Raw genomic sequence first — 25,508 nt, 5'->3', positions numbered from 1 at the left:
TTCTCCTCCTACCAATATAGGTTCCAGTCTTTGTAGAAACGGATTAGAGCTTCTAGGTAATAGTAGTCACCCCAGATATTGCCTTCATCCACTCCTTTACCTGAATGCCATGAGTACACACCGTGGAGGAGACTTGTCCCACCAGGGGTAAATTGATCATTTGCATAATGTTCGATCAAGGAACGAAGCATGGCATGCATAGCATGTTTATAAATATCTTTGTCAGCATCCACCTCTGGGAGATGTTTTAGCATTTCATGAATCCCACAGACGGCGATAGCTGTTGCTGAAGAATCTCGTGATTGATCACTACCATCATTAAAAATCAAATCCCAATAGGAAACATGATCTTTTGGAAGACGATTCAAGAAATAATTGGTTACACCCTTAAACAAGTCAAAGCAGGACTCGTCTTTCAGGTGACGATAAGTCAAAGGAATACCATAGACTCCCCATGATTGACCACGTGCCCAGCATGAATCATCACTATACCCTTGTCTCGTTACACCTTTAAGGGGTTGACCTGTCTCAGGATCAAAATAGAAGGTGTGGAAGGACGAAGCATCATCACGGATTACATTATTAGCTGAAGCATAGAAATGACTTTCTGCAATATCGTAGTATTTTTGATCGCCTGTTTCTTGATAAGCAAAGAACAAGAGCTGGATGTTGAGCAAGCAGTCGATAATCAAACGGTAATGCTCTTTCTTGCCCAAGTCTCCCCAAGCTTGAATAAAACCACCTTTTTCTTGATAGCGTTCAATCAACTTATCTGCAGCTTTCAAGGCTGCCTCTCTGGCCTCTCCATCTCCATTTATCTTATATTCAGCCATACAAGATGGTGTGTATAAGAAACCAAGATCATGGTGATCCAATTCTACTCTCTTATTGACACGATCCAGGAAAGAAAGAACATTTTTATGAGCGATGTTTTTAAATACATCCTGTTGACTGTATTCATAAGCCAACCACAGTTCTCCTGTCCAGAAACCATTGGTCCATTCCGTGTTATCCATGATTGGATAGACATTATCAAAGGTAGCTGGCGTCGGGAAATCTTCCTTGAAATAGTCAAGGTTGAGTTCTAACTGCCGAATAACCTTATCAATTGCCTGGCCAACTTCTTCTTTCGTCAGAAGTGGTACTTCTAAGAAGCGCTCAGGCGATTTTATTTCTTCAATCGTAACCTTTTTTATCATTCTTTTACCCTTTAAATACCCGATTCGAAATCTTCTTCCTCTGCCTCTGCATCCGTTGAAAACAATTCTTTACCATTTACGACTCCGCCCTGGGCCGCCGCTACTGATTTATTAACAACCTCATCAAAGCTATGAGCCATTCTAGCAAAGACTGCTTCCATTAACATGGCTAAGTTCAAACCCGAGAGAACATTCATTGTTTTGGCTGGATTTTCTCCCATTATGGTAGAAGAAACCTTGAATGGCGATCCTCCCAAGAGATCACTTAGGATTAAAACCTCTTCTTCATTTGAAATTGCAAGTAAGATTTTTTGCTTGAGTTCATCTGCTGACATTCCTTCCACAAAGTCAATCGCCTCCACATTTTCTTGATTGCCTGCAATCAATTGTAAAGAACTATAAATCCCTGTGGCAAAATGTCCATGCCCTACAAGTACAATTTTCATCTTTTCTCCTTCCTTGTTTGAGTTTACCGGTTTACTTTACATTTCCCATTGTAAACCTTTATTTTTATCTTGTCAATAGTTTTTTTAAAAAAATATTAGCGCTTTCATTGTTTATTTAACCATTGCAATAGACAGAAATTTCAAAATCTTCCGTTTTTTAGAAAAACAAAGATTTTTAGAAATAAAAATATTTAATCATTGACAAAACCGGTTTACTAGAATATAATTTGGTTATAGAGAAGTCTTAACAAATTTGAAAGGAAGTATCAAATGACAAATACATCATTCTCAATTGAGCAGTTTTCTTTAAAAGGAAAAATTGCTCTCATCACCGGCGCTTCTTATGGAATTGGATTTGCTATTGCCAAATCCTACGCTGAGGCCGGCGCTACTATTGTCTTTAACGATATCAATCAAGACCTGGTCAATAAAGGGATTGAAGCTTATCGTCAAGTCGGCATCGAAGCCCATGGGTATGTCTGTGATGTGACAGACGAGGACGGTATCCAAGCCATGGTCAAGCAAATCGAACAAGAGGTTGGTGTCATTGACATCCTCGTTAATAACGCTGGTATTATCCGCCGCGTTCCAATGTGCGAAATGAGCGCCGCTGATTTCCGTAAGGTCATCGATATTGACTTAAACGCACCATTTATCGTTTCAAAAGCAGTCATTCCTTCTATGATAAAGAAAGGGCATGGAAAGATTATCAATATTTGTTCGATGATGAGCGAACTGGGACGTGAAACAGTTAGCGCTTATGCTGCCGCTAAAGGAGGCTTGAAAATGTTGACCCGCAACATTGCGTCTGAATACGGTGGAGCCAATATCCAATGTAACGGAATCGGACCGGGTTATATTGCCACTCCTCAAACAGCACCTCTTCGTGAGTTGCAAGAAGATGGTTCTCGCCACCCATTTGACCAGTTCATCATTGCAAAAACACCTGCTGCACGTTGGGGAAATCCTGAAGATTTAATGGGCCCTGCTGTCTTTCTCGCTAGTGATGCCAGCAATTTTGTCAATGGCCACATCCTATATGTAGATGGCGGTATCTTAGCCTACATCGGAAAACAACCTGAGTAAAAATAGAAAGAGGATCTTATGAAAATCGCATTAATCAATGAAAATAGTCAAGCTAGTAAGAATCACATTATTTACGATAGTCTGAAAGAAGCAACAGATAAAAAAGGCTACCAATTATTTAACTATGGTATGCGTGGAGAAGGAGGTGAAAATCCATTAACATACGTACAAAACGGCCTAATGGCTGCCATCCTTTTAAATACAAAAGCAGTTGACTTTGTTGTTACCGGCTGTGGTACAGGTGTAGGGGCTATGCTTGCTTTGAACAGTTTCCCTGGTGTTGTCTGTGGTCTAGCAGTGGATCCAACTGACGCTTACCTTTATTCTCAAATCAATGGTGGTAACGCCTTGTCTATCCCTTATGCCAAAGGATTTGGCTGGGGGGCAGAACTGACCCTCAAATTGATGTTTGAACGCTTATTTGCTGAAGAAATGGGCGGTGGCTACCCAAGAGAACGTGTAATCCCTGAACAACGCAACGCTCGTATCTTAAACGAGGTGAAACAAATCACCTACAATGATTTGATGACCATCCTTAAAACAATCGACCAAGACTTCCTCAAAGACACCATCTCTGGCAAATACTTCCAAGAATACTTCTTTGAAAACTGCCAAGATGATGAAGTCGCTGCTTATTTGAAAGAAGTATTAGCCAAGTAAAGCTATTCTAAACCAGAAAGGAACTAATGGATGACGAAAATATTACTGTTTGGCGAACCATTAATTCGAATCTCACCATTAGATGCCACCAGTATCGGCGATCATGTTGCCAGTTCGACTTATTTTGGCGGATCAGAAATTAACATCGCTTGTAATTTGCAAGCCCTGGGTATCTCAACAAAAGTCTTTACCGCACTCCCTGCCAACGAGATTGGAGATCGTTTTCTCACATTCTTGAAACAGCACCAAATCGATACCAGTTCAATCTGTCGGCTTGGCGATCGAATCGGCCTCTACTATTTAGAGAACGGCTTTGGTTGTCGTCAAAGTGAAGTTTTCTACGACCGCAAACATACGAGTATCAGCCAGATTCGACCAAACATGCTAGATATGGATTCTCTCTTTCAGGGGATTAGCCATTTTCATTTTAGTGGAATCACTGTAGCTATCGGTCAAGAGGTCCGTACGCTCCTTCTCCTACTCTTGGAAGAAGCCAAGCGCCTAGGGATTATCGTTTCAATGGATCTCAATCTGAGAACAAAGATGATTTCAGTCCTAGAAGCCAAGTATGAATTTTCTAAGTTTGCACGTTTCGCTGACTATTGCTTTGGTATTGATCCTCTCATGATTGATGACCAAAATCTAGAGATGTTCCCAAGAGACAGAGCCAGCCTAAAAGAGGTGGAAAATCGCATGCGACAATTAAAAGAAGCCTATGGTTTCAAGGCCATTTTCCATACCCTCCGCTCTAGTGATGAGCAAGACAAAAATGTCTATCAAGCCTATGCTCTGGGAGAACGATTTGAAGAGTCTGTCCAACTAAAAACTGCAGTCTATCAACGAGTTGGTAGCGGGGATGCCTTTATCTCTGGTGCCCTTTACCAACTACTCCATCATTCCTCCCTAAAAACTAGCATTGACTTTGCAGTTGCGAGCGCAACTCTCAAATGTACTCTTCCAGGAGACCATCTCTCCACTCCCGCAGCTAGTATTGAAAAATTACTGGAAAATGCACAAGATATCATTCGTTAGGAGAATTACATGACCAAATCAGATACGATTATTGAACTAAAAAAACAAAAAATTGTCGCTGTCATTCGAGGAAATACAAAGGAAGAAGGACTACAAGCCTCGATTGCTTGTATCAAGGGCGGTATCAAAGCTATTGAAATTGCCTATACCAATCAGTATGCAGGGCAAATCATCAAGGAACTTGTAGACTTGTATCAGGACGATCAGAGTGTTTGTATCGGTGCAGGTACTGTGCTTGATGCCGTAACTGCTAGAGATGCCATTCTAGCCGGAGCAAATTACGTTGTTTCTCCATCTTTCCATGCTGAAACTGCAAAAATGTGCAATCTTTACAGCACACCGTACATTCCAGGCTGTATTACCCTCACAGAGATAACGACTGCACTTGAAGCCGGTAGTGAAATCATCAAACTCTTCCCAGGTAGTGCTCTCAGTCCATCATATATCTCTGCAGTCAAGGCACCGATCCCACAAGTTTCCGTAATGGTAACCGGAGGAGTCGGCCTAAATAACATTCCTCAATGGTTCGCTGCTGGTGCAGACGCCGTTGGAATTGGTGGCGAACTCAATAAACTCGCTTCCCAAGGCGACTTTGACCGCATCAGCGAGATTGCCCAACAGTATGTTACACTCAGATAAAATGAAGTGAAAAAGGATAAGTTAACACTTATCCTTTTTAAAAAGAAAAATCCGAAGACATTTTACCTTCTTCGGATTTTTCTATTTTCTACGGTTCCACGTGATTCATCTAGATGATGAGCAAATCAGTTGTTCTTTCCTCTGCGGAATAGATAAATCACCCCAAGTAGCAAGAGCCCTAGACTTGCTAAGATTGACTGATCTTCTCCTGTCTGAGGGAGATTTTTTTGATCCGAATGGTTCTTTTTCTCTTCAGATTTTTCCTTTTCTTTTGAATCCTGAGTTTGTGGTTGAGCTGCTTGTTCTAGCTTTTTAAAGACTTCCTGATCTGGCGCTGATTCCTGGGTTTCAGGATTATAGTAGGCAACCTTATAGTTATCCCCTTCTTTTCGAATGGTATAGACTCCACGTTTCAAGACTTGGAATTGGTTGGAAATAGTAGAGACAGAATCATCATATTTCACAATGCCCCAAACTCCTTGTTTGGCATCATAAACAGACTGAAGGGTTTCGTTATTTTCGATGAGGCTACTTTCTAACTCTTTTACCATTTGATTGAAGGTGGCACGATCCACGTTAGGGATGAGCATATAGCCATAAGAATCTCCTTTTTGCTTATGAGCCTGACTAATCGTAAGAAATTCATTTTCGACTTCCTTGTCTGACTGTCCTTCATTGATATCCTTCCAAGATCCCTTTTGGACAGCCTTACTCATACTGATTGAACTCTTCTTAAAGAAAAAGTAACCAATATTCTTTTTCGAATTGGACGATTCTAAAAAGACACTTTGGGTTTCAGGATAATCCTTTTCTTGTTCTGTAAAGGAGGTTTCTTTATCATTGACATAGACTTTATATGGATTACTTGATTCCAGTTTTCTCTGGTCAATTGTAGTTGCAGCAGCATCTGTTGAAGTGTTCTGGATATTGCTTCCTAAAAAGGCGATCTTATCCTTCAGCATAAACCAGCTCTTATGAGCAGTCAGTGTTTGATTCCAGTTAGTGAAATCCATGGTTGCTGTCGCATTGGCCTCATCTAGTTTGCTCGTTCCAACGAAAGCAGACGGTAGAACTTTACCTGTATCACTATCCAATCTCTTAGCATCTGTCTCTGTAGTACCAGGCATCTTATAGGGATTAACTGTTGGCCAGTAGCCATCGCTATAGTGACTCAAATCACCATTATAGAGATAGAACATCCCATCACTTGTATACCAACCACGTTTGTTTTCCTTGTTCATGTGTTCGTAATTCAAGGTACGACTGGAAAAGAGTGACAAGCCAAATCCAAACCCTTTCTCTGCATTGTACATGGCTGTTTTATCCATCTTGTTAAAGGCAGATAGGTAACTTGTTCTTGGAGTATTTGCGACTCCAGCATCGCTTAACAAGGATTGCATCAAACTGATATCCTTATAAGTCTTCAAATTCTTAAAGACATCATAATAACTATCTGATTGAACAATGGTCTTCACAAGACTCTGCAACCGTTGTTTGGTTTCTCCTTCAGACATATCCGCTATCCGGTGAATCCCTCTTAGTACTTCTACTGCGGCCACATGCCCCTCGCTATTTGCACGACTGATAGAGCGTCCACGACTCATATCCATCAGCTCTCCATTCACCAGCAAAGGAGCAAACGATTTATCAATCCAGTGGTACATAGTTTGCATTTTATCTTTATCGATTGGGCTCTTGGTCTTTTGAATGACTGGCAACAGTTGAGAAAGGCCATCAATCAAGACATTCCCATAAGCACCCGTATAGGCAACATTGGTGTGGTCGATATAGGATCCATCCTGATAAAAACCTTCGCCTTGGTCTACCAACTTGAACACTTGCTCAATCGAACGAATGGTCGAAGAAATTTCTTGGTCATCCTTGCGCAGTAAACCAGCTATCACTTTTACCCTTCCCATATCCACTAAGTTTCCACCTAGAGCCTTAAATGGGTTATCAGTCGTCTTTCGGAAATGTTCGGGATCTGGCACAAATTTTTCAATCACATCTGTATATTTTTTTATTTCCTCATCTGAGAAGTATTCTTTCATCAGAGACAAGGTATTGTTGATGGCACGAGGTGTACCGATTTCATAATCCCACCAGTTCCCAACGATGCTCTTTTCACTATTATAGACATGTTTATGCATCCATTCCATGGACTCCCTAACTGTTCGAATAACGGTTTCATCTTGATAATAACGAGAAGAAGGATTGGTCACTTGCTTGGCCATCTCCTCCAATTTCCGATAAGTGGCAGTTAGATTCGCAGACGTTTTATAATTTGAAAATTTTTCCCACAAATAGGTGCGGTCCGCCTGACTTGAAATACTGGATAGGCTATCAGCCACCTTTCCTTCCAGTTCCTGGTTTAATTTGGCCATCTGTTCATTTTTAGAATCATAGTATTGATTCCCAGCGATGATGCCATTCCAGTCATCCAAACGGTCTGTGTATGCATCCTTAACAGAGGCTAGAATCTTCAAAGGAATCTTTTTCACCTCCTTGCCATCTTTACTGACAATGACATTGGTTATCCCTTCCTTAAGAGGTTCTAAAATTCCATTTTTGACTGAAGCAAAGTCAGGATTTTCTACCTTATAAGTATAGTCCGCAAGAGCAAAGACATGTTTTTTCCCAATTGGTAAATCAATCTTTTCCTCGAGCTGTTTATCTGTTTGAGAAGGGTTAGACGGTTGCTTCTCTACTTCTACAAGCTCAATATCCTTAAACGAAACTGTGCCTGTTCCTGTCTCGTAGAACAACTCCAGCTTGATCTTATCCACCTCTAAAGTCGGGCTATAGTCTGCTTCAATGGTCTGCCAGTCCTTTGTTCCTGACGTTGTTGCAGAATTCCACAATTGCTTGTCCTTACCACTTTCCTCAATGATACGAACCTTGGCAATCCCGACTTTATTATCTGTTTTAATCTTGAAACGCAGTTTATACTTTTTCTTAGCTTCAATAGGAACCATACGGTGAACCACTGCCCTTAATTTCTCATGGCTCAAGATAGTGATAGCCCCATCCTTAGCCTCAATGACTCGAGTTGAGGCATCTGCAGAACTATTCTTCTGGTCTACCCAAGCTGACCACCCCTGAGCTTTTCTTCCTGTCCACGGACTGCTTCCGTCCTCCGTCTGACCAAAATCACCATTTTCAACTAAATTTTTTGTATCCCTTTGCTGATACTGAACTTCCTTCTGGCTTTGCTGAATGGTATTCGTAGTCGTTTCTTCCGCTCCAACTGTCATATAATGGTTTAATAAAAATCCTGATAAAACAAGTGAAGACAAACTCACAATAAGCTTCTTTGTTTTTGTTTGCATGTATACACTCCAATAAATATATTGTAAAATCAATAGGAACTAAATCTCAAATTAGAGATTTATAGCAACTAAGTAAACCGGTTTAATTAAATCATACCATTTTTAAAGTTATTTGTAAACGGTTTCTATCATATTGAGGGCTTATTCTTCAATAATATCTTCCATCCGACTCGACGAAAAAAGTAAAAACTGTTACAATGTAGAAAAAGAAAAGAGGCCCTCATGACTTCACTTTATGATTTTTCCGTTTTGAACCAAAACAACCAAGTAACTCCCCTGGAGAGCTATCGTGGCAAAGTTCTTTTGATTGTCAACACTGCTACTGGATGTGGTTTAACGCCCCAGTACCAAGGGCTCCAAGAACTCTATGAACGCTATCAAGATCAGGGCTTCGAAATATTGGATTTCCCTTGCAATCAGTTTATGGGACAAGCACCCGGCAGCGCAGAGGAAATCAATAGTTTCTGTAGCATACACTATCAGACAACTTTCCCTCGCTTTGCCAAGATCAAGGTCAACGGCAAGGAAGCAGATCCTCTTTATGTTTGGCTAAAAGACCAGAGATCTGGTCCTCTAGGAAAACGAATCGAATGGAATTTTGCTAAGTTTCTCATTGGTCGAGATGGGCAAGTCCTTGAGCGCTTCTCTTCCAAAACAGACCCCCAAACCATCCAAGAGTCTCTCCAAAAGATACTCTAATTTCTTTTTAAAACGTGTCCTTTCATTTAGTTTGAGACTTGAAAGGATGCTTTTTTTCTTTAAAAAGTAACTTATTTTCTTTAATTTATATTTATTTTTTGCTTTTTCGCTATTGCAATTCTTTTATTAATTTAGTATATTTGTTATATTAAGAGTTTTCAGTCATTTTAAGGGAGAAATGACCTTTTAAATTTTTTACCTCAAAATGAAAGCGCTTTATAAACAGGAGGTAAGGTAGCTTACAAATTATCAGAGAGTTTTTTCATTAAATCAAGTTGTAACCAAGTCAGACTTGGGCTTGGGCAGTAGCTGACTGCCTTTCTAAAAACTAGGAGTATATTATGAATCGATACCTTTTTGAAAAAGGGCAAACATTTAGCATTCGGAAGTTGACTGTAGGTGTGGCCTCTGTCATTGTCGGACTGGCATTTTTTGCTTCTGGAACTGTGCGTGCGGACGAAACCTCTCCTGCCACAAGGTCCAATTTAGATCAGCAAATTGAACAAGTCGCAGATATAGAAGAAAGCAAGGCTGAACCAGTCAAAAAAGAAGGCCGTTTAGAAGCTGAAAAACAAGAAACACCTGCTGCCGATACTAGCAGTGCTGATTTGCTACCTGAATACATTCAGGACCGTGCCTATCCAGACACACCTGTCAAAGAACTCGATACGACTACTATCGTTGACAAGAAAGCTAGTCCAAAAGTAGAAACTAAGAGCATTCTAAAGAACAAGGAAGAAACTCCAAAAGAAGCTGATAACGGAAACCGTGCTATTATTAACGGTGGACAAGACCTCAAACATATCAACTACGAGGGACAACCTGCTACTGCTGCTACTATGGTTTACAGCACTTACAATGCAGGGGAGCAACGCTACCTCGTTTCAGGCTCAGGTATCTTTGTAGCCCCTAACCTGATCCTTACCGTTGCTCATAACTTCCTAGAAGCAAATAAAGAAACTGGCGAAGGTCACATTCGTGGTGGGAAATCTGCCCAGTTCTACTATAACGTTGGTTCAAACAGCGAAAAGAAAAACTCACTGCCATCTTCTGGAACTACGGTTTTATTCAGAGAAAAGGACATCCATTTCTGGAATAAGAAAGAGTTTGGAAAAGGCTATAAGAACGACCTTGCTCTTGTAGAAGCTCCTATTCCTCTTCCGATTGCTAGTCCAAACAAAGCAGCAACCTTTGCGCCTTTAGCGGATCACAAGACGCATCAGCCGGGAGAAGCCATCAGTACGATTGGCTACCCAACTGACTCGAGCTCAAAAGAACTGAAACAACCTATCCTAGCCGGTCAGCTTTACCAGGCAGATGGGACTATCCGATCTGTTGAGTCCTATGATGATAAGGGAACGACTGGTATCACCTACCAAACCACTTCTGTATCTGGTTTGTCTGGTGGTGGGATTGTAGATAGCCAAGGAAAAGTTCTCGGTGTTCACCAACACGGAACCGTTGACAATGGTGTTCCTGAAAAGGATCGCTTTGGTGGCGGACTCGTCCTTTCACCTGAACAACTGAAATGGGTGAAGGACATGATTGCCAAATATGGTGTGAAAGGCTGGTACCAAGGAGATAACGGAAATCGTTACTACTTTACCGATGAGGGGCGTATGCTTCGGAACGAAACAGCTGTTATCGGAAGCAACGAATATTCCTTCAACCAAGATGGGATTGCTACCTTGACCAAGGGAGTTGAATACGGTCGTGTTGTTATTCAACACGAAGACGAAGAAGGAAATCCAGTCAAAGATAACGATACTTTTATCGAACAGACAGCTGTTGATTCTCCATTTGACTACAATTTCAAAAAAGAAATCGAGAAAACGGACTTCTATCAGAAGAATAAAGACAAATACGAAATTGTATCCATTGATGGCGTAGCAGTCAATAAACAGCTAAAAGATACTTGGGCTGAAGAGCACAATGTTGTCAGCAAAGCACCTGCCGGTACACGTGTCATCAAGGTGGTCTATAAAGTCAACAAAGGCTCCTTCAAAGTTTACTACCGTCAAAAAGGAACCACTACTGAACTAGCGGAAGCGACAGTTGATAACAATGGCGGCCAAGAGTATGACGTTTCCTTTGTCAACGCCTTCCATGCAAAAGACATTGCTGGCTACCGTCCAGTAAAAGCTAGCTTGGAAGCAAGGATCCAGCAAAAAGGGGTGAATGAGGTCGTCTTTGAATACGAGCCAGTCGCTAATACAGCTAATCCAACGACTCCAACACCACCAGTAGCTCATCCAGAAGATAAGGAAACCGAGATTGGCAATCATGGGCCTCTTCCAAGCAAGGCTCAACTCGATTACCACAAGGAAGAATTGGCGGCCTTCATCCACTACGGAATGAACACTTATACCAATTCTGAATGGGGAAATGGGAAAGAAGACCCTCGATACTTCAATCCAACTAACTTGGATACTGACCAGTGGATTCGTACTCTGAAGGAAACGGGCTTCAAACGAACCATTATGGTTGTTAAACACCATGACGGATTCGTTGCTTACCCATCTAAGTACACCAACCATACCGTAGCTGCTAGTCCATGGAAAGATGGAAAGGGTGACCTTCTCGAAGAAGTTTCCAAGTCTGCTAGCAAGTATGACATGAATATGGGTGTTTACTTGTCACCATGGGATGCCAACCATCCTAAATACCATGTCGCAACCGAAAAAGAATACAACCAATACTATCTCAACCAACTGAAAGAAATCCTTGGAAATCCAAAATACGGAAATAAAGGAAAATTCATCGAAGTTTGGATGGACGGTGCGCGTGGTAGCGGTGCCCAAAAAGTAACCTATACTTTTGATGAGTGGTTCAAATACATCAAAGAAGCTGAAGGAGATATCGCTATCTTCTCTGCTCAACCGACAAGCGTTCGCTGGATCGGAAATGAACGTGGTATCGCAGGTGACCCTGTATGGCATAAAGTGAAAAGAGCCAACATCACAGACGATGTGAAAAACGAATACCTCAACCATGGTGACCCAGATGGTGATATGTACTCTGTGGGGGAAGCTGACGTTTCGATCCGTTCTGGTTGGTTCTACCATGACAATCAACAGCCGAAATCACTCAAAGAGTTGATGGACATCTACTTCAAGTCTGTTGGTCGTGGAACGCCTCTCCTTCTCAACATTCCACCAAACAAAGAAGGAAAATTCGCAGATGCGGATGTAGCTCGCTTGAAGGAATTCAAAGCAACCCTAGACCAAATGTATGCGACTGACTTTGCCAAAGGGGCCACTGTAACAGCAAGTTCTACTCGTCAGAACCACCTCTACAAGGAAAGTCACCTGACTGACGGTAAAGATGATACTAGCTGGGCCCTCTCAAATGATGCCACAACTGGTAGTTTCACAGTCGATTTAGGACAAAAGAGACGCTTTGACGTTGTCGAACTCAAAGAAGACATCGCCAAAGGTCAACGTATCTCTGGTTTCAAGATTGAAGTCGAAATCAACGGACGCTGGGTGACTTACGGGGAAGGTTCAACTGTTGGTTACCGTCGCTTGATTCAAGGTAAACCTGTAGAAGCACAAAAAATCCGTGTAACCATCACCGGTGCTCAAGCAACCCCAATCTTAACCAACTTCTCAGTCTACAAGACACCAAGCAGCATTGAAAAGACAGATGGCTACCCTCTTGGACTTGAATACCACTCAAACACAACGGCAGATACAGCCGGAACAACTTGGTACAATGAATCTGAAGGTGTTCGTGGTACTTCTATGTGGACCAATCAAAAAGATGCCAAAGTAAGCTATACCTTCACAGGAACCAAGGCCTATGTCGTCTCTACAGTCGACCCAGGTCATGGAGAAATGTCCGTCTACGTTGATGGCCAAAAAGTTGCGGATGTGCAAACTAAGAACGCAAGCCGTAAACGCAGCCAAAAAGTCTTTGAGACAGGTGATTTAGCACCAGGCCAACACACTATTACTCTTGTAAATAAAACAGGCGAACCAATTGCTACAGAAGGGATCTACACCCTAAACAATGATAGCAAGGGAATGTTTGAACTCGAATCTACCAACTACGAAGTCGAAAAAGGAAAACCAGTCACTGTTAAAATTAAACGTGTTGGTGGAAGCAAGGGAACTGCTACTGTTCGCTTCATCACAGAACCTGGAACTGGGGTTCACGGTAAAGTTTACCAAGATACAACTCAAGATGTGACTTTTGAAGATGGAGAAACAGAAAAGACTGTTACCATCCCAACGATTGACTTTACAGAACAAGCCGACTCTATCTTTGACTTTAAAGCCAAGCTCACTTCTGTTTCTGATGGTGCCCTGCTCGGTTTCGCTACCGATGCAACCATCCAAGTGATGAAAGCTGAATTGCTGGTCAAGGACCAAACAAGTTATGATGACCAAGCTAGTCAGTTGGATTACAGTCCTGGCTGGCACCATGAAACCAATTCGGCAGACAAGTACCAAAAAACGGAGTCTTGGGCTTCCTTTGGTCGCTTAACTGACGAGCAAAAGAAAAAGACAACTGTCACAGCCTACTTCTACGGTACTGGACTTGATATCAAGGGCTATGTTGATCCAAATCATGGTGTCTACAAAGTCTTCCTAGATGGCAAAGAAGTTCCTTACCAAGATGGCATGGGAAATGCTTCGACTATTGATGGTAAGAAATACTTTAGCGGTCGTGCAGCCCAACGCCAAGGCAATCAAACTCTGGTTAGCTTAAAAGGTCTGGACGAAAACTTGCACGCAGTCACACTTCAACTAGATCCTGATCGAAACGATTTGTCTCAAAATATCGGTATTCAAGTGGACCAATTTATCACTCGTGGCGAAGGTAGCGAACTCTACAGCAAGGCAGATATCATCCAGTCTATCTCTAAATGGAAAGACGATCTGTCCAACTTTGACCCAGCAGGCTTGAAAAATACGGCCACTGCACGCCAAGCTTTCCAAGCAAATCTAGAAAAATTGAGAAACCAACTCAGTGCTGATGCAGTGGATGTTCAAGAAGTCATGTTGACAGTCAGTGCCCTACAAGATATCCTATCCAAGGATGAGAACTATCAAAGAGGCCAAGAGGAGCCTAGTCCAGAGCAACCGGAACAGCCAGAAGAACCTGAGAAACCTGACCAGCCTGAGCAACCAGCTCAACCAAAACAACCGGAAATTGAGTACGATAAGGCTATGGACAGCTTGACGAAAGCTATCGAGAAAAAAGTCGCTGAACTTGGATCCAACAAGGAAGCTAAGAAGCAATTGTTAGCAATTGCTGACCAAGCCATTGCTGCAATCCAAGAAGCTAAAACTCAGGAAGCAGTCAATCAAGCGCTAGAAACTGCTCTCGAACAAATCAGCAAGCTCGAAGCAGCTCAGCCTGAAAAACCTGCTGAACCTGAGAAACCTGCTCAGCCTGAAAAGCCAGCTCAACCTGAGAATCCAGTTCAACCTGAAAAACCTGCTCAACCGGAAATTCCAGCTCAACCGGAAAAGCCGACTCAACCTGAGAATCCAGTTCAACCTGAAAAACCAGTTCAACCTGAAAAACCAGTTCAACCTGAAAAACCAGTTCAACCTGAGAAACCTGCTCAACCTGAGAAACCTGCTCAGCCTGAAAAGCCAGCTCAACCTGAGAATCCAGTTCAACCTGAACAACCAGTTCAACCTGAAAAACCAGTTCAACCTGAAAAACCAGTTCAACCTGAGAAACCTGCTCAACCTGAGAAACCTGCTCAGCCTGAAAAGCCAGCTCAACCTGAGAATCCAGTTCAACCTGAACAACCTGCTCAACCTGAGAAACCTGACCAGCCTGAAAAGCCAGTTCAGCCTGAGAAACCTGCTCAGCCTGAAAATCCGACTCAACCGGAAACTCCAGCGCAACCTGAGAAACCAATTACTTCTTCAAGTCCTGAGGAAGGGGTTAAAGACCTTGTCTTTACACTTCCAAGCTTGGAAATCGTCAATAAGGTCGTACCGTTTAAGACGATTCGTCGCGAAAACCCACAATTAGACAAAGGAAAAGAGCAAGTTATATCAGAAGGGAAAGACGGTCTCTTAGTCGAGTATGTTGAAGTGAACGGTAACAATCGCAAGGTTCTCCAAACAGAAGCAACTCCAGCTCAAGATCGAGTGATTGAGGTAGGTAGCAAACAAAGCTCAGTTGGTACAGAAGCGCCACCAGTTGTGACTCTTCCTGAGTATATTCTCCCAAGAGAGACTGAAAAACCTGCTCCAGTCGTAACAGATAATTCACCAGCAAAAGATGAAAAAGCTCCTGTTACAACTACAGTCAAAGAAGACAAGGAAAGACAACTTCCAGCAACTGGGGAACAAGAAGCAACTGCCTTCCTCTACTTGGCAGCCATTACTTCAATCTTGTCTCTCCTCATCTTCCAAAAGAATTTCAAAGACTAATAACCCTCTTTGATTGATTCTTTCTAATTATTCAGTTCCCCCGTTGAGAAGACCAAATGGTCTTCTCTTTTTCTATCTATAAAATAAAAAAACATCCACAAATGTACATGGATGTTTTGGTATGACTCTATAAAGTGAGATGATCATTGAAGATAGCTGTTCTCAAATCCAACCACGTTTTCAAATAAACGCTCATCTAAAAAAGAGAGTGGCCCTTTTCTTATCTCATCATCAATACCTATCATAAGTTTCTGCAAGAACTCCACATATAAAGGATAACGTTTCGAATTCCAATACCATGAGATTTTCTAACGCTCATAAGCCATCTTTCCTAGATCGGACTTCCCTCTCTCACATCTAGATCTACTGACTACTATTTTTGAGTCCAGCATATGCATAGGTTCGATTTCTGGGGCACTCTTTTTCTGTCACTAGCCTAAAATAAAAGCGATGCTCCCGCCCATCCTTGGCATTTTCCTTGTTCAAGACGAAGTAGTTCTTCTGATTCATTGCCATGGTTCGTAGGATATCATCGATCAAAAAAGTCAAGGGAACATTCATGGCAGAGTATTTTTGGAAATCCTCTTCAAAGCGGATGTAACTATCTGAAAAATAATCCATCTGTAGTTTGTTTTCATACAGCTCTTTTCTAGTCATAAACTTCCTCCTCCCACAGTCGAATTTCGAGGATATCTACAATCTCTACCAGCCTATATCCCTCATTTGTCCTAATAGATAGAGTTTGAGGTGATAATTCGCTCACTTTACCGATGATCGTCATTTTTTGCTTTCTTTCCTTGACAACAAAACATCCCTTTAATTGACCAACATAAAGCTGAGAAAGCAGGCGTAGCTTCTCAACTAAATTCAAATTCGTCGAAAAATCAACACGATTTTTTTCTTCACCAAGCGAGCTAGTATGCTCTGAGAGGAAAAAGCCCATCCACTTCTGCATCCCTGGATCTTGATAGTCTCGCGCAGATTGAAAAGGTAAGTAAGAACGATCAATCATTGTAATCCATCTAATCCTCCAGCAGAATGCCCACCAATCAGCTTGCTTCTGGCAAGACTCCTAGAGGCTTCTTCCAGTGCATTGGCCTTTAAGAGAGAAGTGAAGCCAAATTGTTCCCGAATGGAGTCAATAGCCGTCTGGAGCCTTTCTTCTTTTTCTAACTTGTCAACATCATCAAAAAGAGAGATCAAACCAAAGGACTCGTCCACAAATCCTGAATAGTTGACTCCGACACTTCTGACCGCTCCAGAAGTGTATTTATTATGAAATAGCTTCAAAACATAATCCGTTAAGACAGCTGTATTATTGGTAGGTTCGACCTTCATTTGTGTGTGAATAGACGGCCTAACCTCCTGTTTAGAGAAACCGACATAGATAGAGACAAGGGTTGTTTTCTTTCCCGCCCTTCTCAATCTAATAGCCACTTGCTCTGCCATTTCTCGGAGAATAATTTCAATATCCCGTAGCTTCACGTAGTCTCTCGGCAAGATTTGAGAATTCCCCAATCCCTGGGACTTGGCTTTATAGGGCTTATGAACATTGCTTTCATCAATCCCGTTAGCATGAAACCACAAACGCAGGCCAGCCTGACCCAGAGCTTTCTTTAGCTGGTCTGGATTGCTGGTGGCCAATTCCTTGATGGAAAAAATCCCCAGAGCATGCAAGCGTTTCTCCATCCGCCTGCCAATCCCCCAAAAGTCCGTCATCTCGGAAATGGCCCAGACTTTCTCTTCCACATCCTGATAAGACCAATTGGCCCTCATGGTCGGGGTGTGCTTGGCCTCATTATCCAGAGCCAACTTGGCCAGTAAGGGATTGGCATTGGACATACCCACCGTAGAGTAGATCCCTGTCTGCCTCCAAATATCCCTCTGGATACGAGCAGAAAGCATATCTAGCTTGTCTTTGCGAGAGAGATTCTTGTCTGGGATGAAATAGTTGAGCGAACTAGTCAGGTCAATAAAGCCCTCATCGATAGAGTAAGGATAAATATCCTCTGGACTCCCATAGTTTTGAAAGATTCGCTGGATTTCCATATTGACTGCGATATACTCGTCCATCCGAGGAGGGACAATCAAGGTGACTTGAGCCCAATCTTCAATATAGCGCACATAGTCTGAATCTGTAGGCAACCCCTGCTTTCTGGCGTTATAGTAGGAAAATTTGCGGGTCTTGATATCAAAGGGCAGATCATAGGCCCGACCAACATTGGACTTGCCAAAAATCTTCTTAAACATGGGAGAGGAGGCTAGGATAAGGCCAGTTGAATTATCCGCGCGACTCATGACACAAAGTGAGGTCTTCAGCGGATGCAAGCCCCTTTTCACACACTCGACACTGGCATAAAAGGATTTCATATCGACAAAGGCAATATCACTTTGGGGCTCTCTGGAATAATCAAAGTAGCCCATGAGCTAGCCCTCCATCGGCACAAAATTCCCAACGATAATCCCCACAATCCGAGGATCTTCCTCATAGGAGATGAAAATATCCTTGTATTTGGGATTGATAGAGACCAGACGCAAGCCATCTTCCTCACGATAGACCCGTTTGATATAGGTCTGGTTGTTGCAAACCACTGCATAAACCGCCCCATCATAATCAAATCCGGTCTCTCGAATCAAAGCCACGGAACCATTTTGATATTTAGGTTCCATGGAGTCCCCAGCCACCCAGGAAGCAAAATCGTGGGCTAGTTCCTCATTAAAGTAAACCGTATCAAAATTCCGATCATCATAGACCGAAGCCCCGATCCCTGCTGACATGCGTTCATAGACACGATATTCGTAGAGTCGTTTTGGCATATCCATAACCTTCTGGGCTTGTTCCTCTTGAGCTAGGTTGCGAGCATAAAGCACAACCTTGTCCTTCCCTTGCTTGGAAAGGCTATTGTAGAGACGGACGATCTCAATCTGAGTAAAATAGCCTTTTTCCACTTTTAAAATCTTCTCTAGTTGAGCAACCTTCTCCTTGGATGGTTCCTTAATCCCGCGTTCCCAAGCGGAGTAAGCCTGAAAACTAATCCCTAATTCCTCTGCAATTTCCTTCTGTGTCAATTTTAGCTCTTTTCTCCGAGCCTTGAGTTTTTCTGGTTGGTACATGATTCACCTCCTAGTGTGATGCTTTAATGGACATTATCTCCCTTAGAAAGATCAATTGATGATTGAGCTTACATTTCCGAAATTCAACCAATTAGGTTTAGTTTTATTATATAAAAAAAGTGGACGATTGTCCACTGGGAAAATCAAGTTTAAACAGCAACACTTATCTATTTTGAACAAAAAAAGACATCCAAGAGTAAATTCTTAAATGTCTGGAAAGATTGATGCCTCCATTAACCTTGTTAATAGACCGGAATTGATGATATTATGGTCTCCTTATCTCAAATACTGCTGTATGAACCCACTCATTATGAATTTGTAAGTCATTTTCTATAACCCTACTAAAGGTGAAGCCATTTTTTAAAAGCACCCTCTGAGAGGCTAGATCACCTGTTGCCGTTCCTGCAATGATTCTATTGAAACCATAAGTCGTGAAGGCTTTTTCTAAAACGAGTTTAACCGCTTCGCTGGCATAACCTAAATTGTTAACATTTTCCCCAATCCTATACCCAAGTTCTGCTGTATTTCGATCACTCTCTAAGACACTTAAATTGATTCTCCCAACCATAACACCTTGCGAATTTCTAATAAGATGCATGTAAACAGCACGATTCCTTTGTTCCGTTAACAATTCCCTTGTAATTTCTTTAAAACCTTCTAAATCAAAATAGTTAGCTGGTCTAGGAGGTAAATTTCGTTCAAAATACTCTCGATTTTCTTTTTCAAAAGAATAGACGTCTAGACTATTTTCTTCAGACAACATCTCTAAACTGATCATTACAAATCCTCTCCCATCATTATCTACATTCAACATTTTCTCATGTTTACACAAAGTGAAATTTACAGAATTTAAAGAGATTCTTTTATTTTCTGTATAGTTTCTACATTATAACACAAAATACTATGGATAAGCATAATGTTCAAGCGCCACACCAGCAAAACAAGCTGGAGTTTCGCTTGAAGAAATTTCTGAAGCGCTAACCCATAGTGATACGATTACAACTAAGACCTATGTTAACACTTCTAATGTGATTCCAATGGCTGTTGGAAAATTTGCTTTAAAGTCTCTAAAACAATAAGGTAAAAATAAGGTGAACTTTGAGGTAAACTTTTCAAAAAAAACACGAAAAAAGCACCCACAAGGTAAACTTTTGAGTGCTTTGAAACGTTGATAGTATCGTATTGATTAACGTTTTGAGAACTGACTAGCTTTACGAGCTTTCTTAAGACCTGGTTTGAAAAGTCTGGCTTTTAGGACAGCTCAAAAGCGCTTGATAGGAAACGTCCGAAGAGTTTCTTCCGATTTTTATTTCAAGAAATAGGAATAGATGGATCTAAAATAGTGAAATTTCTTAACGCATAACTTTCAATCCTCCCCTCTTCCTTCTTATCCTAATAAAGTTTGTAATATTGGAATAACAACGATAAATAGAACCGTACTTAGAGTCACCACATTCGTAGAGAACTCCACATCTCCTTTTCCCTGATTAGCAAGGATCGGAAGAACAGCCAGAGCTGGTGTAGCAGACTGAATCATAAAGGTCTTAAATTCTACTGTTGCCATATTTGGTGCAAAGAACTTCAATACAAGAAGCATGATCAGAGGAGCTAGGATAAAGCGTCCCACCAAGGTGACAATTGTATCTTTATCAAAAGTAATCGTATTCAAGCCTGCCTTAGCAAGAACAATACCAATATAAATCAGAGATAAGGGAGTGACGATATTTCCAACATAGGTTAAGGTATTCGTTGCAAAATCTGGAATAGGAATTCGAAGAATCAAAAATAGTAGGGCGACAAGAAAACCTACAAGCGGAGCTGGTAGCAATTTCTTCCAGTCAAATTTAGTTGTCTCCTTGCTTTGACCCGATTTACTGTCGCTCGTCATCAAATACACGCCCAATGTCCAGGTGGAAATCGTATTGGTGATATAGTAAATCAAGAAATAAGGAAGAGCCTGATCCCCAAAAAGAGCAACGTTTAAAGGTAAACCAATAAAAATAGTATTGGCATTCACAAAGGTATTAATCATGGTTCCTCGCCGTCCTGGACGAACCTTGAAAACCACAACTGCAATATAAGCTACGATATAGCCCAAGATAAAGGCCACAAATGTATAAAGGAGACCTCCAGAAAGACTGATTAGTTTATCTAGTGTTAGGTATTTCATCACCGACACAAAGATTGACGCTGGCAAGGCTACATTCATGATCAAACGAGATAGGTTAGGTCCAAAGGCATCTCCAAACCATCCCTTCACCTGAAGAATATACCCCAAAACAATGATAGCGATAATCGGAATGATACTCGTAATCGAGGTTAAAAAGAGTGACATAGGTATCCTTTCTAAATTACTTAAGTCCACAGCCCATACAAATCTGTCGCTAGTGAAGGATAGACAGCAGCAATGAATTATTTATACTCTGGATACCACTTCAAATCACGAACTGCTTTGGTCATATCTGTTTCCTTAGCACGCGCAAGACCTTGCTCTTGTGCTTTTTTAGCGACTGCTTCTGCTACTTTAATAGAAACATCTGCTACATATTTGAACGGCGGCAAAACAGGAGCTCCTGGTTGGCCTGGATTGACAATACCACTCAATGAATGAGCCGCTGCTCCAATCATTTCATCAGTTAAAAGACTTGCTTCAGAAGCCAGCATACCTAGACCAAGACCTGGGTAAATCAAGGCATTATTGGCTTGACCAATCACATAGTCCACACCTTTATAAGAAACCGTATCAGCAGGAATTCCTGTTGCGACAAAAGCTTTTCCATCTGACCATTCAATCAAATCTTTGGCACTAGCTTCAGCTAGTTTGGTTGGATTTGACAAAGGGAAGATCATCGGACGCTCTATATTTTCACACATAGCCTCTACTATTTCTTTAGTGAAGGTATTAGGCTGAGTAGAAGTTCCTACAAGAATAGTTGGCTTCACAGTCTTCACTACTTCAAGCAGGTCAGTCAACTTGTCTGCGTTACTAAAGTCAGCACGTTTCTTAGCAAACGGTTTTTGTTCAGGAGTTAGGTCATCCATGTCATCAAAGAGAAGACCTTGTTTATCAACCATAAAGAAACGTTTATAAGCTTCTTCTTCAGAAAGACCTTCACTCACCATTTCACGAAAAACACGAGAGGCAATTCCTGCACCCGCAGTACCACCACCATAGCAGAGATAAACTTGATCTGTTAATTTTTCACCACTAATATCCAGTGAACCAAAGATACCACCCAAGGTAACGATTCCTGTGCCTTGAATATCATCATTAAAAGTTGGAATTTGTTTCCGGTATTTTTCAAGAATATTGGCAGCATTCAAGCGGCCGAAGTCTTCCCAGTGAAGGTAGAGTTTAGGAAAGAGACGTTCTGCTGTTTGAACAAATTGGTCAATGAAGTCGTGGTAACGATCTCCGCGAACTCGTTCGTGACGATTCCCTAAGTAATTAGGGTTGTTACGAAGTTCTTCACGGTTAGTCCCTGCATCAATGACTAAAGGAAGGACCATAGAAGGATCGATTCCAGCAGCACCCGTGTAGACCATCAATTTCCCAACAGAAATATCGACACCATTTGTTCCCCAGTCACCGATTCCAAGGATTCCTTCTGCATCTGTTACAACAATGAGACGAATCTCGCGATTACCAGCAGCATTTTTCAAAGTGGCTTCAATATTTTCAGGATGATTGATATCAAGATATCCCGCATATTGTGGATCTACAAAGAGATTACTATAGCCTTCAATGGTATCTGCAATGGTTGGGTCGTATACAATTGGATTGAATTCTTCCAAATGTTGAGAAAAGAGGTAATAGAAGAGAGTACGGTTTGTATTAAAGATTTCCATTAAGAACAAACGTTTTTCCAGATCATTGACCTTTGTTTGCATTTGTGCATAGGTTTGCACTGCTTGCTCCTCGATGGTTTGAACGTAAGGTGGCAATAAACCAATAAGACCTAGTTCCTTCCGCTCCTCTAAGGTAAAGGCAGTACCTTTATTGAGGAAAGGGTTGTTTAAAATATCATGTGCAGTCATAGTGCAACCTCCTTTTTACTTATATTATACCACTTAAAACGAATTGTTTAGAAAACTTTGTTGTTTTAAAAATACAATCGTGTACGCATATGTTATAATGAGTCTACGAAGACAATTTTCTAATAAGCTCTTTATACTTAAAACACTACTGTTAATGGCACTTTAAGTTGTTATATTTTATAAAGTTCTGAACTCATAAAACTCTCGATGATCACTCTTTACTAAAAGTTTCGAGTAAAAGAAACTAATCATACAAATTGGCAATCCGAATTAAAATAAATATTATATAAGTTTGTTATACAGTACTTTGTATTTTTTAAGATGTTTTTTGTCATGCAAAACTTGTATTCTATTTATATGACGAATAAAAACTATTTACAACAATATATTTCCCAAAAAGTGAAATATTTTCGAACACAGAAAAAAATGAGCCAGGAAGAACTTTCGGAACAAGCGGGGCTCGGGCTTAAGTATATCAATCAACTTGAAAACCAAAATGTGAATCTGACCATTCACAGTCTTGAAAAAGTGATTGTCGCCCTAGAGATGACCCCAGAAGAATTTTTCAATTTTGATAGCCTTGAATCAACCTCTGATAAGACCGACAATCTTTCACTCAAAAGAATCAACATGAAGATTAAACAGCTCCCTATTGATAAACGAGAAAAGATGTTAGTCATTTTTGAAAGTATCTTAGATAGCCTTTGATATCCCTGACTCACTTACATTTTAACCGGTGAATACTCGTATAGTCAAATTGTAGGATACGGATAAAAAGTATTTATCTGGTGATTTCCACTTATTTTCCTTCTCCAACTAATGAAAGTGAGCCATATGAATTTAAAAGATCTACAATATTTTTATGACCTCTGCCAGCTTCAATCCTATACGGAAGTAGCAAAACAACATAAAGTCAGCCAACCATCTATTTCTTATGCCATCAAGCGCTTAGAGGAATCTTTTAATTGCAAATTGATTCACCATGATCCTTCACATCGCTCCTTTAAACTAACTAATCAAGGACAAATCCTTCTGAAGCATACAGAACTAATTTTACCTGAGGTCATTTCTACTCGCAAAGAAATTAATCGCTCTTTGGCGCATTGCTCTACTGTAGGATTCCCTCCTATTATCATTCAGTATCTTTTCTCTGTCTTAAATAAAGAAACTGAATTTGATTTTTTAAAAAAGGTACGTCCTATTCGTGGTGGATCCGTAGAATTATTAAATCTTCTCCTTAAGGGTGAACTAGATGCGAGCTTACTCGGATTGATTGAACCACTCAATCATCCTTCAATAGAGACACATGAACTCTTTCATAAAGAACTGTATGTTGTTTTATCTAAGAACCATCCTCTTGCTACTGCTCTTTCCCTCACTTTTGAAGATTTAGTAGATCAATCCTTTATACTTTTAGACGAACACTTTGTTCACCTGAAAGCTTTTGAACTACTTAATCAAAAGCATCAAAACAAGGCAGAAATATTCTTCAAGAGTGACGACATTGTCATTCTTAAAGAACTTTTAAAGAAAGGGATTGGCGTTAGTTTACTGGCTGATATCGCACTTTCTGATAAAGATGATGATTTAATAAAAATCCCTCTAATACCGGAGGACCAGATAACATTTACAGTTTATTACGCTTATCTCAAATCAGCTACGCTGTCATCAGAAGTAGAGGATTTATTTAATTTTATTAAACTATACAAACCAAAAGAACTTGGCTCTTTGTCAACTGTAGTAGATTGAAGAAAAGCTAAGCTCGAGAAAGGACGAAATTCGTCCTTTCTTTTTTGATGTTTAGAGCGATAAAATCGCTTATCACTCAATTTACGGCTATCCTGTTGAATGAGCTTCCGGTAATGTTTGATGGCTTTATATTCATGAGATTTTCGCTCAAACTGATTCATGATTTGGACACGCACACGACTCATAGCACGGTTTAAGTGTTGGAGTAAAACAGTCCAGTGGACTGTTTTAGCCTGAGTTCAGAAATATAATAACGAAGGGTGAAAGCGATCTAGAACGATTTTAGCATTTGGGAGTGAAACAGTCTGGGAGACTGTTTCAGCCTGAGCCTAGAAATTCGAAAGCGAAGTCGTTTAGCCAAGTCATAGTAGGGACTAAACATATCCATAGTAATGATTTTCACCTGACAACGAACAGCTCGATTGTAGCGAAGAAAGTGATTTCGGATGACAGCTTGTGTTCTTCCTTCAAGAACAGTGATGATATCGAGCTTTTCAAAATCTTGCGCAATGAAACTCATCTTCATCTCCCGATTGAAACAGTCACTTCCCTAACTGTTTCAACATCCCACGATATAATCTCAGGAAGATGCGAAAAATCATGCTTAAAGTGGAAGTCATTGAGCTTTCAAATGACAGTTGAAGTTGAAATGGCCATCTGCTGAGCAATATCGGTCATAGAAGTCTTTTCAATTAGCTTCTGAGCGATCTTTTGGTTGATGATACGAGGGATTTGGTGATTCTTCTTGACGATAGAAGTCTCAGCGACCATCATTTTCGAACAATGATAGCACTTAAAACGACGCTTTCTAAGAAGAATTCTAGTAGGCATACCAGTCGTTTCAAGGTAAGGAATCTTAGAAAGTTTTTGAAAGTCATATTTCTTCATTTGCTTTCCGCAATCAGGACAAGATGGAGCCTCATAGTCCAGTTTAGCGATGATTTCCTTGTGTGTATCCATATTGATGATATCTACAATCTTGATGTTTGGATCTTTGATATCAAGCAGTTTTGTGATAAAATGTAATTGTTCCATATGATTCTTTCTAATGAGTTGTTTAGTCTCTTTTCATTATAGGTCTTATGAGACTTTTTTTCTACAATAAAATAGGCTCTA

General features: G+C 40.8%; 18 protein-coding genes and 2 pseudogenes. 9 read left to right on the top strand and 11 right to left on the bottom strand.

Annotation, left to right across the window (positions count from 1 at the left end; translation table 11 throughout):
* Positions 1–8 precede the first annotated feature (8 nt).
* Both EKB01_RS07850 and EKB01_RS07845 read right to left on the bottom strand, forming a co-directional pair.
* Complete coding sequence (locus EKB01_RS07850) at positions 9–1,199, bottom strand: glycoside hydrolase family 88 protein (RefSeq protein ID WP_009730650.1); 1,191 nt, start codon at positions 1,197–1,199, stop codon at positions 9–11.
* A gap of 11 nt (positions 1,200–1,210) precedes the next feature.
* Entirely contained in the window at positions 1,211–1,645 is a 435-nt protein-coding gene (locus tag EKB01_RS07845) for a PTS sugar transporter subunit IIA (RefSeq protein ID WP_007519198.1), read from the bottom strand.
* 270 nt (positions 1,646–1,915) lie between these two features.
* Here EKB01_RS07845 and EKB01_RS07840 point away from each other — a divergent pair, with 270 nt between their 5' ends.
* From EKB01_RS07840 to EKB01_RS07825, 4 genes are read left to right on the top strand one after another with little or no spacing between them, the layout of a single operon-like run.
* On the top strand, positions 1,916–2,731 hold the full coding sequence (locus EKB01_RS07840; protein WP_000185882.1) for a gluconate 5-dehydrogenase: 816 nt from the start codon (positions 1,916–1,918) through the stop codon (positions 2,729–2,731).
* An 18-nt stretch (positions 2,732–2,749) separates the two neighbouring features.
* Positions 2,750–3,391 (top strand): RpiB/LacA/LacB family sugar-phosphate isomerase, encoded by a 642-nt coding sequence (locus EKB01_RS07835; protein ID WP_000684788.1) that lies wholly within the window; start codon positions 2,750–2,752, stop codon positions 3,389–3,391.
* Between the two features lie 30 nt (positions 3,392–3,421).
* On the top strand, positions 3,422–4,423 hold the full coding sequence (locus EKB01_RS07830; RefSeq protein WP_000161494.1) for a sugar kinase: 1,002 nt from the start codon (positions 3,422–3,424) through the stop codon (positions 4,421–4,423).
* A gap of 9 nt (positions 4,424–4,432) precedes the next feature.
* Positions 4,433–5,062, top strand: coding sequence for a bifunctional 4-hydroxy-2-oxoglutarate aldolase/2-dehydro-3-deoxy-phosphogluconate aldolase (locus EKB01_RS07825; protein ID WP_000167290.1), 630 nt, complete (start codon positions 4,433–4,435; stop codon positions 5,060–5,062).
* A gap of 125 nt (positions 5,063–5,187) precedes the next feature.
* On the opposite strand, the gene EKB01_RS07820 is transcribed toward EKB01_RS07825, so the two are convergent.
* On the bottom strand, positions 5,188–8,391 hold the full coding sequence (locus EKB01_RS07820) for an LPXTG-anchored hyaluronate lyase (protein WP_167266437.1): 3,204 nt from the start codon (positions 8,389–8,391) through the stop codon (positions 5,188–5,190).
* 222 nt (positions 8,392–8,613) lie between these two features.
* Here EKB01_RS07820 and EKB01_RS07815 point away from each other — a divergent pair, with 222 nt between their 5' ends.
* Both EKB01_RS07815 and EKB01_RS07810 read left to right on the top strand, forming a co-directional pair.
* Positions 8,614–9,090, top strand: coding sequence for a glutathione peroxidase (locus EKB01_RS07815; protein WP_167266434.1), 477 nt, complete (start codon positions 8,614–8,616; stop codon positions 9,088–9,090).
* Between the two features lie 341 nt (positions 9,091–9,431).
* Positions 9,432–15,491, top strand: coding sequence for an alpha-L-fucosidase (locus EKB01_RS07810; RefSeq protein WP_167266431.1), 6,060 nt, complete (start codon positions 9,432–9,434; stop codon positions 15,489–15,491).
* 363 nt (positions 15,492–15,854) lie between these two features.
* Here the strand turns inward: EKB01_RS07810 and EKB01_RS07805 are convergent, their stop codons facing one another.
* The 5 genes from EKB01_RS07805 to EKB01_RS07785 form a co-directional block, all read right to left on the bottom strand.
* Positions 15,855–16,148, bottom strand: coding sequence for a DUF5960 family protein (locus EKB01_RS07805; protein ID WP_000196996.1), 294 nt, complete (start codon positions 16,146–16,148; stop codon positions 15,855–15,857).
* The gene (locus EKB01_RS07800) at positions 16,141–16,503 is read right to left on the bottom strand and encodes a hypothetical protein (RefSeq protein ID WP_000567210.1); all 363 of its coding nucleotides are present in this window, start codon (positions 16,501–16,503) and stop codon (positions 16,141–16,143) included. Before EKB01_RS07800 ends, EKB01_RS07805 begins: the two co-directional genes overlap by 8 nt.
* Complete coding sequence (locus tag EKB01_RS07795; RefSeq protein WP_167266429.1) at positions 16,500–17,915, bottom strand: Y-family DNA polymerase; 1,416 nt, start codon at positions 17,913–17,915, stop codon at positions 16,500–16,502. The genes EKB01_RS07800 and EKB01_RS07795 overlap by 4 nt, the downstream gene beginning before the upstream one ends.
* Positions 17,916–17,918: 3 nt before the next feature.
* On the bottom strand, positions 17,919–18,605 hold the full coding sequence (locus tag EKB01_RS07790; RefSeq protein ID WP_167266426.1) for an XRE family transcriptional regulator: 687 nt from the start codon (positions 18,603–18,605) through the stop codon (positions 17,919–17,921).
* A 265-nt stretch (positions 18,606–18,870) separates the two neighbouring features.
* On the bottom strand, positions 18,871–19,383 hold the full coding sequence (locus tag EKB01_RS07785) for a GNAT family N-acetyltransferase (RefSeq protein ID WP_167266424.1): 513 nt from the start codon (positions 19,381–19,383) through the stop codon (positions 18,871–18,873).
* A gap of 148 nt (positions 19,384–19,531) precedes the next feature.
* On the opposite strand from EKB01_RS07785, the pseudogene EKB01_RS07780 reads away from it, so the two are divergent.
* A pseudogene (locus EKB01_RS07780) lies at positions 19,532–19,684 on the top strand (site-specific integrase); the annotation flags it as partial.
* 308 nt (positions 19,685–19,992) lie between these two features.
* On the opposite strand, the gene EKB01_RS07775 reads toward EKB01_RS07780, so the two are convergent.
* Both EKB01_RS07775 and EKB01_RS07770 read right to left on the bottom strand, forming a co-directional pair.
* Positions 19,993–20,940 carry an AEC family transporter gene (locus tag EKB01_RS07775; protein WP_045616434.1) on the bottom strand — a complete coding sequence of 316 codons (948 nt, stop codon included), beginning with the start codon at positions 20,938–20,940 and terminating at the stop codon, positions 19,993–19,995.
* Positions 20,941–21,017: 77 nt separating this feature from the next.
* On the bottom strand, positions 21,018–22,643 hold the full coding sequence (locus EKB01_RS07770) for a malolactic enzyme (protein ID WP_167266421.1): 1,626 nt from the start codon (positions 22,641–22,643) through the stop codon (positions 21,018–21,020).
* A 357-nt stretch (positions 22,644–23,000) separates the two neighbouring features.
* Between EKB01_RS07770 and EKB01_RS07765 the strand changes: the two genes are divergently transcribed.
* On the top strand, positions 23,001–23,351 hold the full coding sequence (locus tag EKB01_RS07765) for a helix-turn-helix transcriptional regulator (RefSeq protein WP_167266418.1): 351 nt from the start codon (positions 23,001–23,003) through the stop codon (positions 23,349–23,351).
* Between the two features lie 126 nt (positions 23,352–23,477).
* Positions 23,478–24,392 carry a LysR family transcriptional regulator gene (locus tag EKB01_RS07760; RefSeq protein WP_084853052.1) on the top strand — a complete coding sequence of 305 codons (915 nt, stop codon included), beginning with the start codon at positions 23,478–23,480 and terminating at the stop codon, positions 24,390–24,392.
* A gap of 56 nt (positions 24,393–24,448) precedes the next feature.
* Here EKB01_RS07760 and EKB01_RS07755 read toward each other — a convergent pair.
* Positions 24,449–25,427 (bottom strand): annotated as a pseudogene (locus EKB01_RS07755) (transposase); the annotation flags it as partial.
* Positions 25,428–25,508 lie beyond the last annotated feature (81 nt).

The organism is Streptococcus sp. CCUG 71758, from assembly GCF_011714815.1.
In the GTDB taxonomy this organism is placed as follows: Bacteria; Bacillota; Bacilli; order Lactobacillales; family Streptococcaceae; genus Streptococcus; species Streptococcus halitosis.
Note: the sequence above shows the minus strand (reverse complement) of the source record. Positions and strands in the feature narration are given on the sequence as shown.

Bases quoted from the DNA above. Each gene is read 5' to 3' on its own strand.
- EKB01_RS07850 (WP_009730650.1), bottom strand. From the start codon at position 1,199: ATGATAAAAAAGGTTACGATTGAAGAAATAAAATCGCCTGAGCGCTTC.
- EKB01_RS07845 (WP_007519198.1), bottom strand. From the start codon at position 1,645: ATGAAAATTGTACTTGTAGGGCATGGACATTTTGCCACAGGGATTTAT.
- EKB01_RS07840 (WP_000185882.1), top strand. From the start codon at position 1,916: ATGACAAATACATCATTCTCAATTGAGCAGTTTTCTTTAAAAGGAAAA.
- EKB01_RS07835 (WP_000684788.1), top strand. From the start codon at position 2,750: ATGAAAATCGCATTAATCAATGAAAATAGTCAAGCTAGTAAGAATCAC.
- EKB01_RS07830 (WP_000161494.1), top strand. From the start codon at position 3,422: ATGACGAAAATATTACTGTTTGGCGAACCATTAATTCGAATCTCACCA.
- EKB01_RS07825 (WP_000167290.1), top strand. From the start codon at position 4,433: ATGACCAAATCAGATACGATTATTGAACTAAAAAAACAAAAAATTGTC.
- EKB01_RS07820 (WP_167266437.1), bottom strand. From the start codon at position 8,391: ATGCAAACAAAAACAAAGAAGCTTATTGTGAGTTTGTCTTCACTTGTT.
- EKB01_RS07815 (WP_167266434.1), top strand. From the start codon at position 8,614: ATGACTTCACTTTATGATTTTTCCGTTTTGAACCAAAACAACCAAGTA.
- EKB01_RS07810 (WP_167266431.1), top strand. From the start codon at position 9,432: ATGAATCGATACCTTTTTGAAAAAGGGCAAACATTTAGCATTCGGAAG.
- EKB01_RS07805 (WP_000196996.1), bottom strand. From the start codon at position 16,148: ATGACTAGAAAAGAGCTGTATGAAAACAAACTACAGATGGATTATTTT.
- EKB01_RS07800 (WP_000567210.1), bottom strand. From the start codon at position 16,503: ATGATTGATCGTTCTTACTTACCTTTTCAATCTGCGCGAGACTATCAA.
- EKB01_RS07795 (WP_167266429.1), bottom strand. From the start codon at position 17,915: ATGGGCTACTTTGATTATTCCAGAGAGCCCCAAAGTGATATTGCCTTT.
- EKB01_RS07790 (WP_167266426.1), bottom strand. From the start codon at position 18,605: ATGTACCAACCAGAAAAACTCAAGGCTCGGAGAAAAGAGCTAAAATTG.
- EKB01_RS07785 (WP_167266424.1), bottom strand. From the start codon at position 19,383: ATGATCAGTTTAGAGATGTTGTCTGAAGAAAATAGTCTAGACGTCTAT.
- EKB01_RS07775 (WP_045616434.1), bottom strand. From the start codon at position 20,940: ATGTCACTCTTTTTAACCTCGATTACGAGTATCATTCCGATTATCGCT.
- EKB01_RS07770 (WP_167266421.1), bottom strand. From the start codon at position 22,643: ATGACTGCACATGATATTTTAAACAACCCTTTCCTCAATAAAGGTACT.
- EKB01_RS07765 (WP_167266418.1), top strand. From the start codon at position 23,001: ATGACGAATAAAAACTATTTACAACAATATATTTCCCAAAAAGTGAAA.
- EKB01_RS07760 (WP_084853052.1), top strand. From the start codon at position 23,478: ATGAATTTAAAAGATCTACAATATTTTTATGACCTCTGCCAGCTTCAA.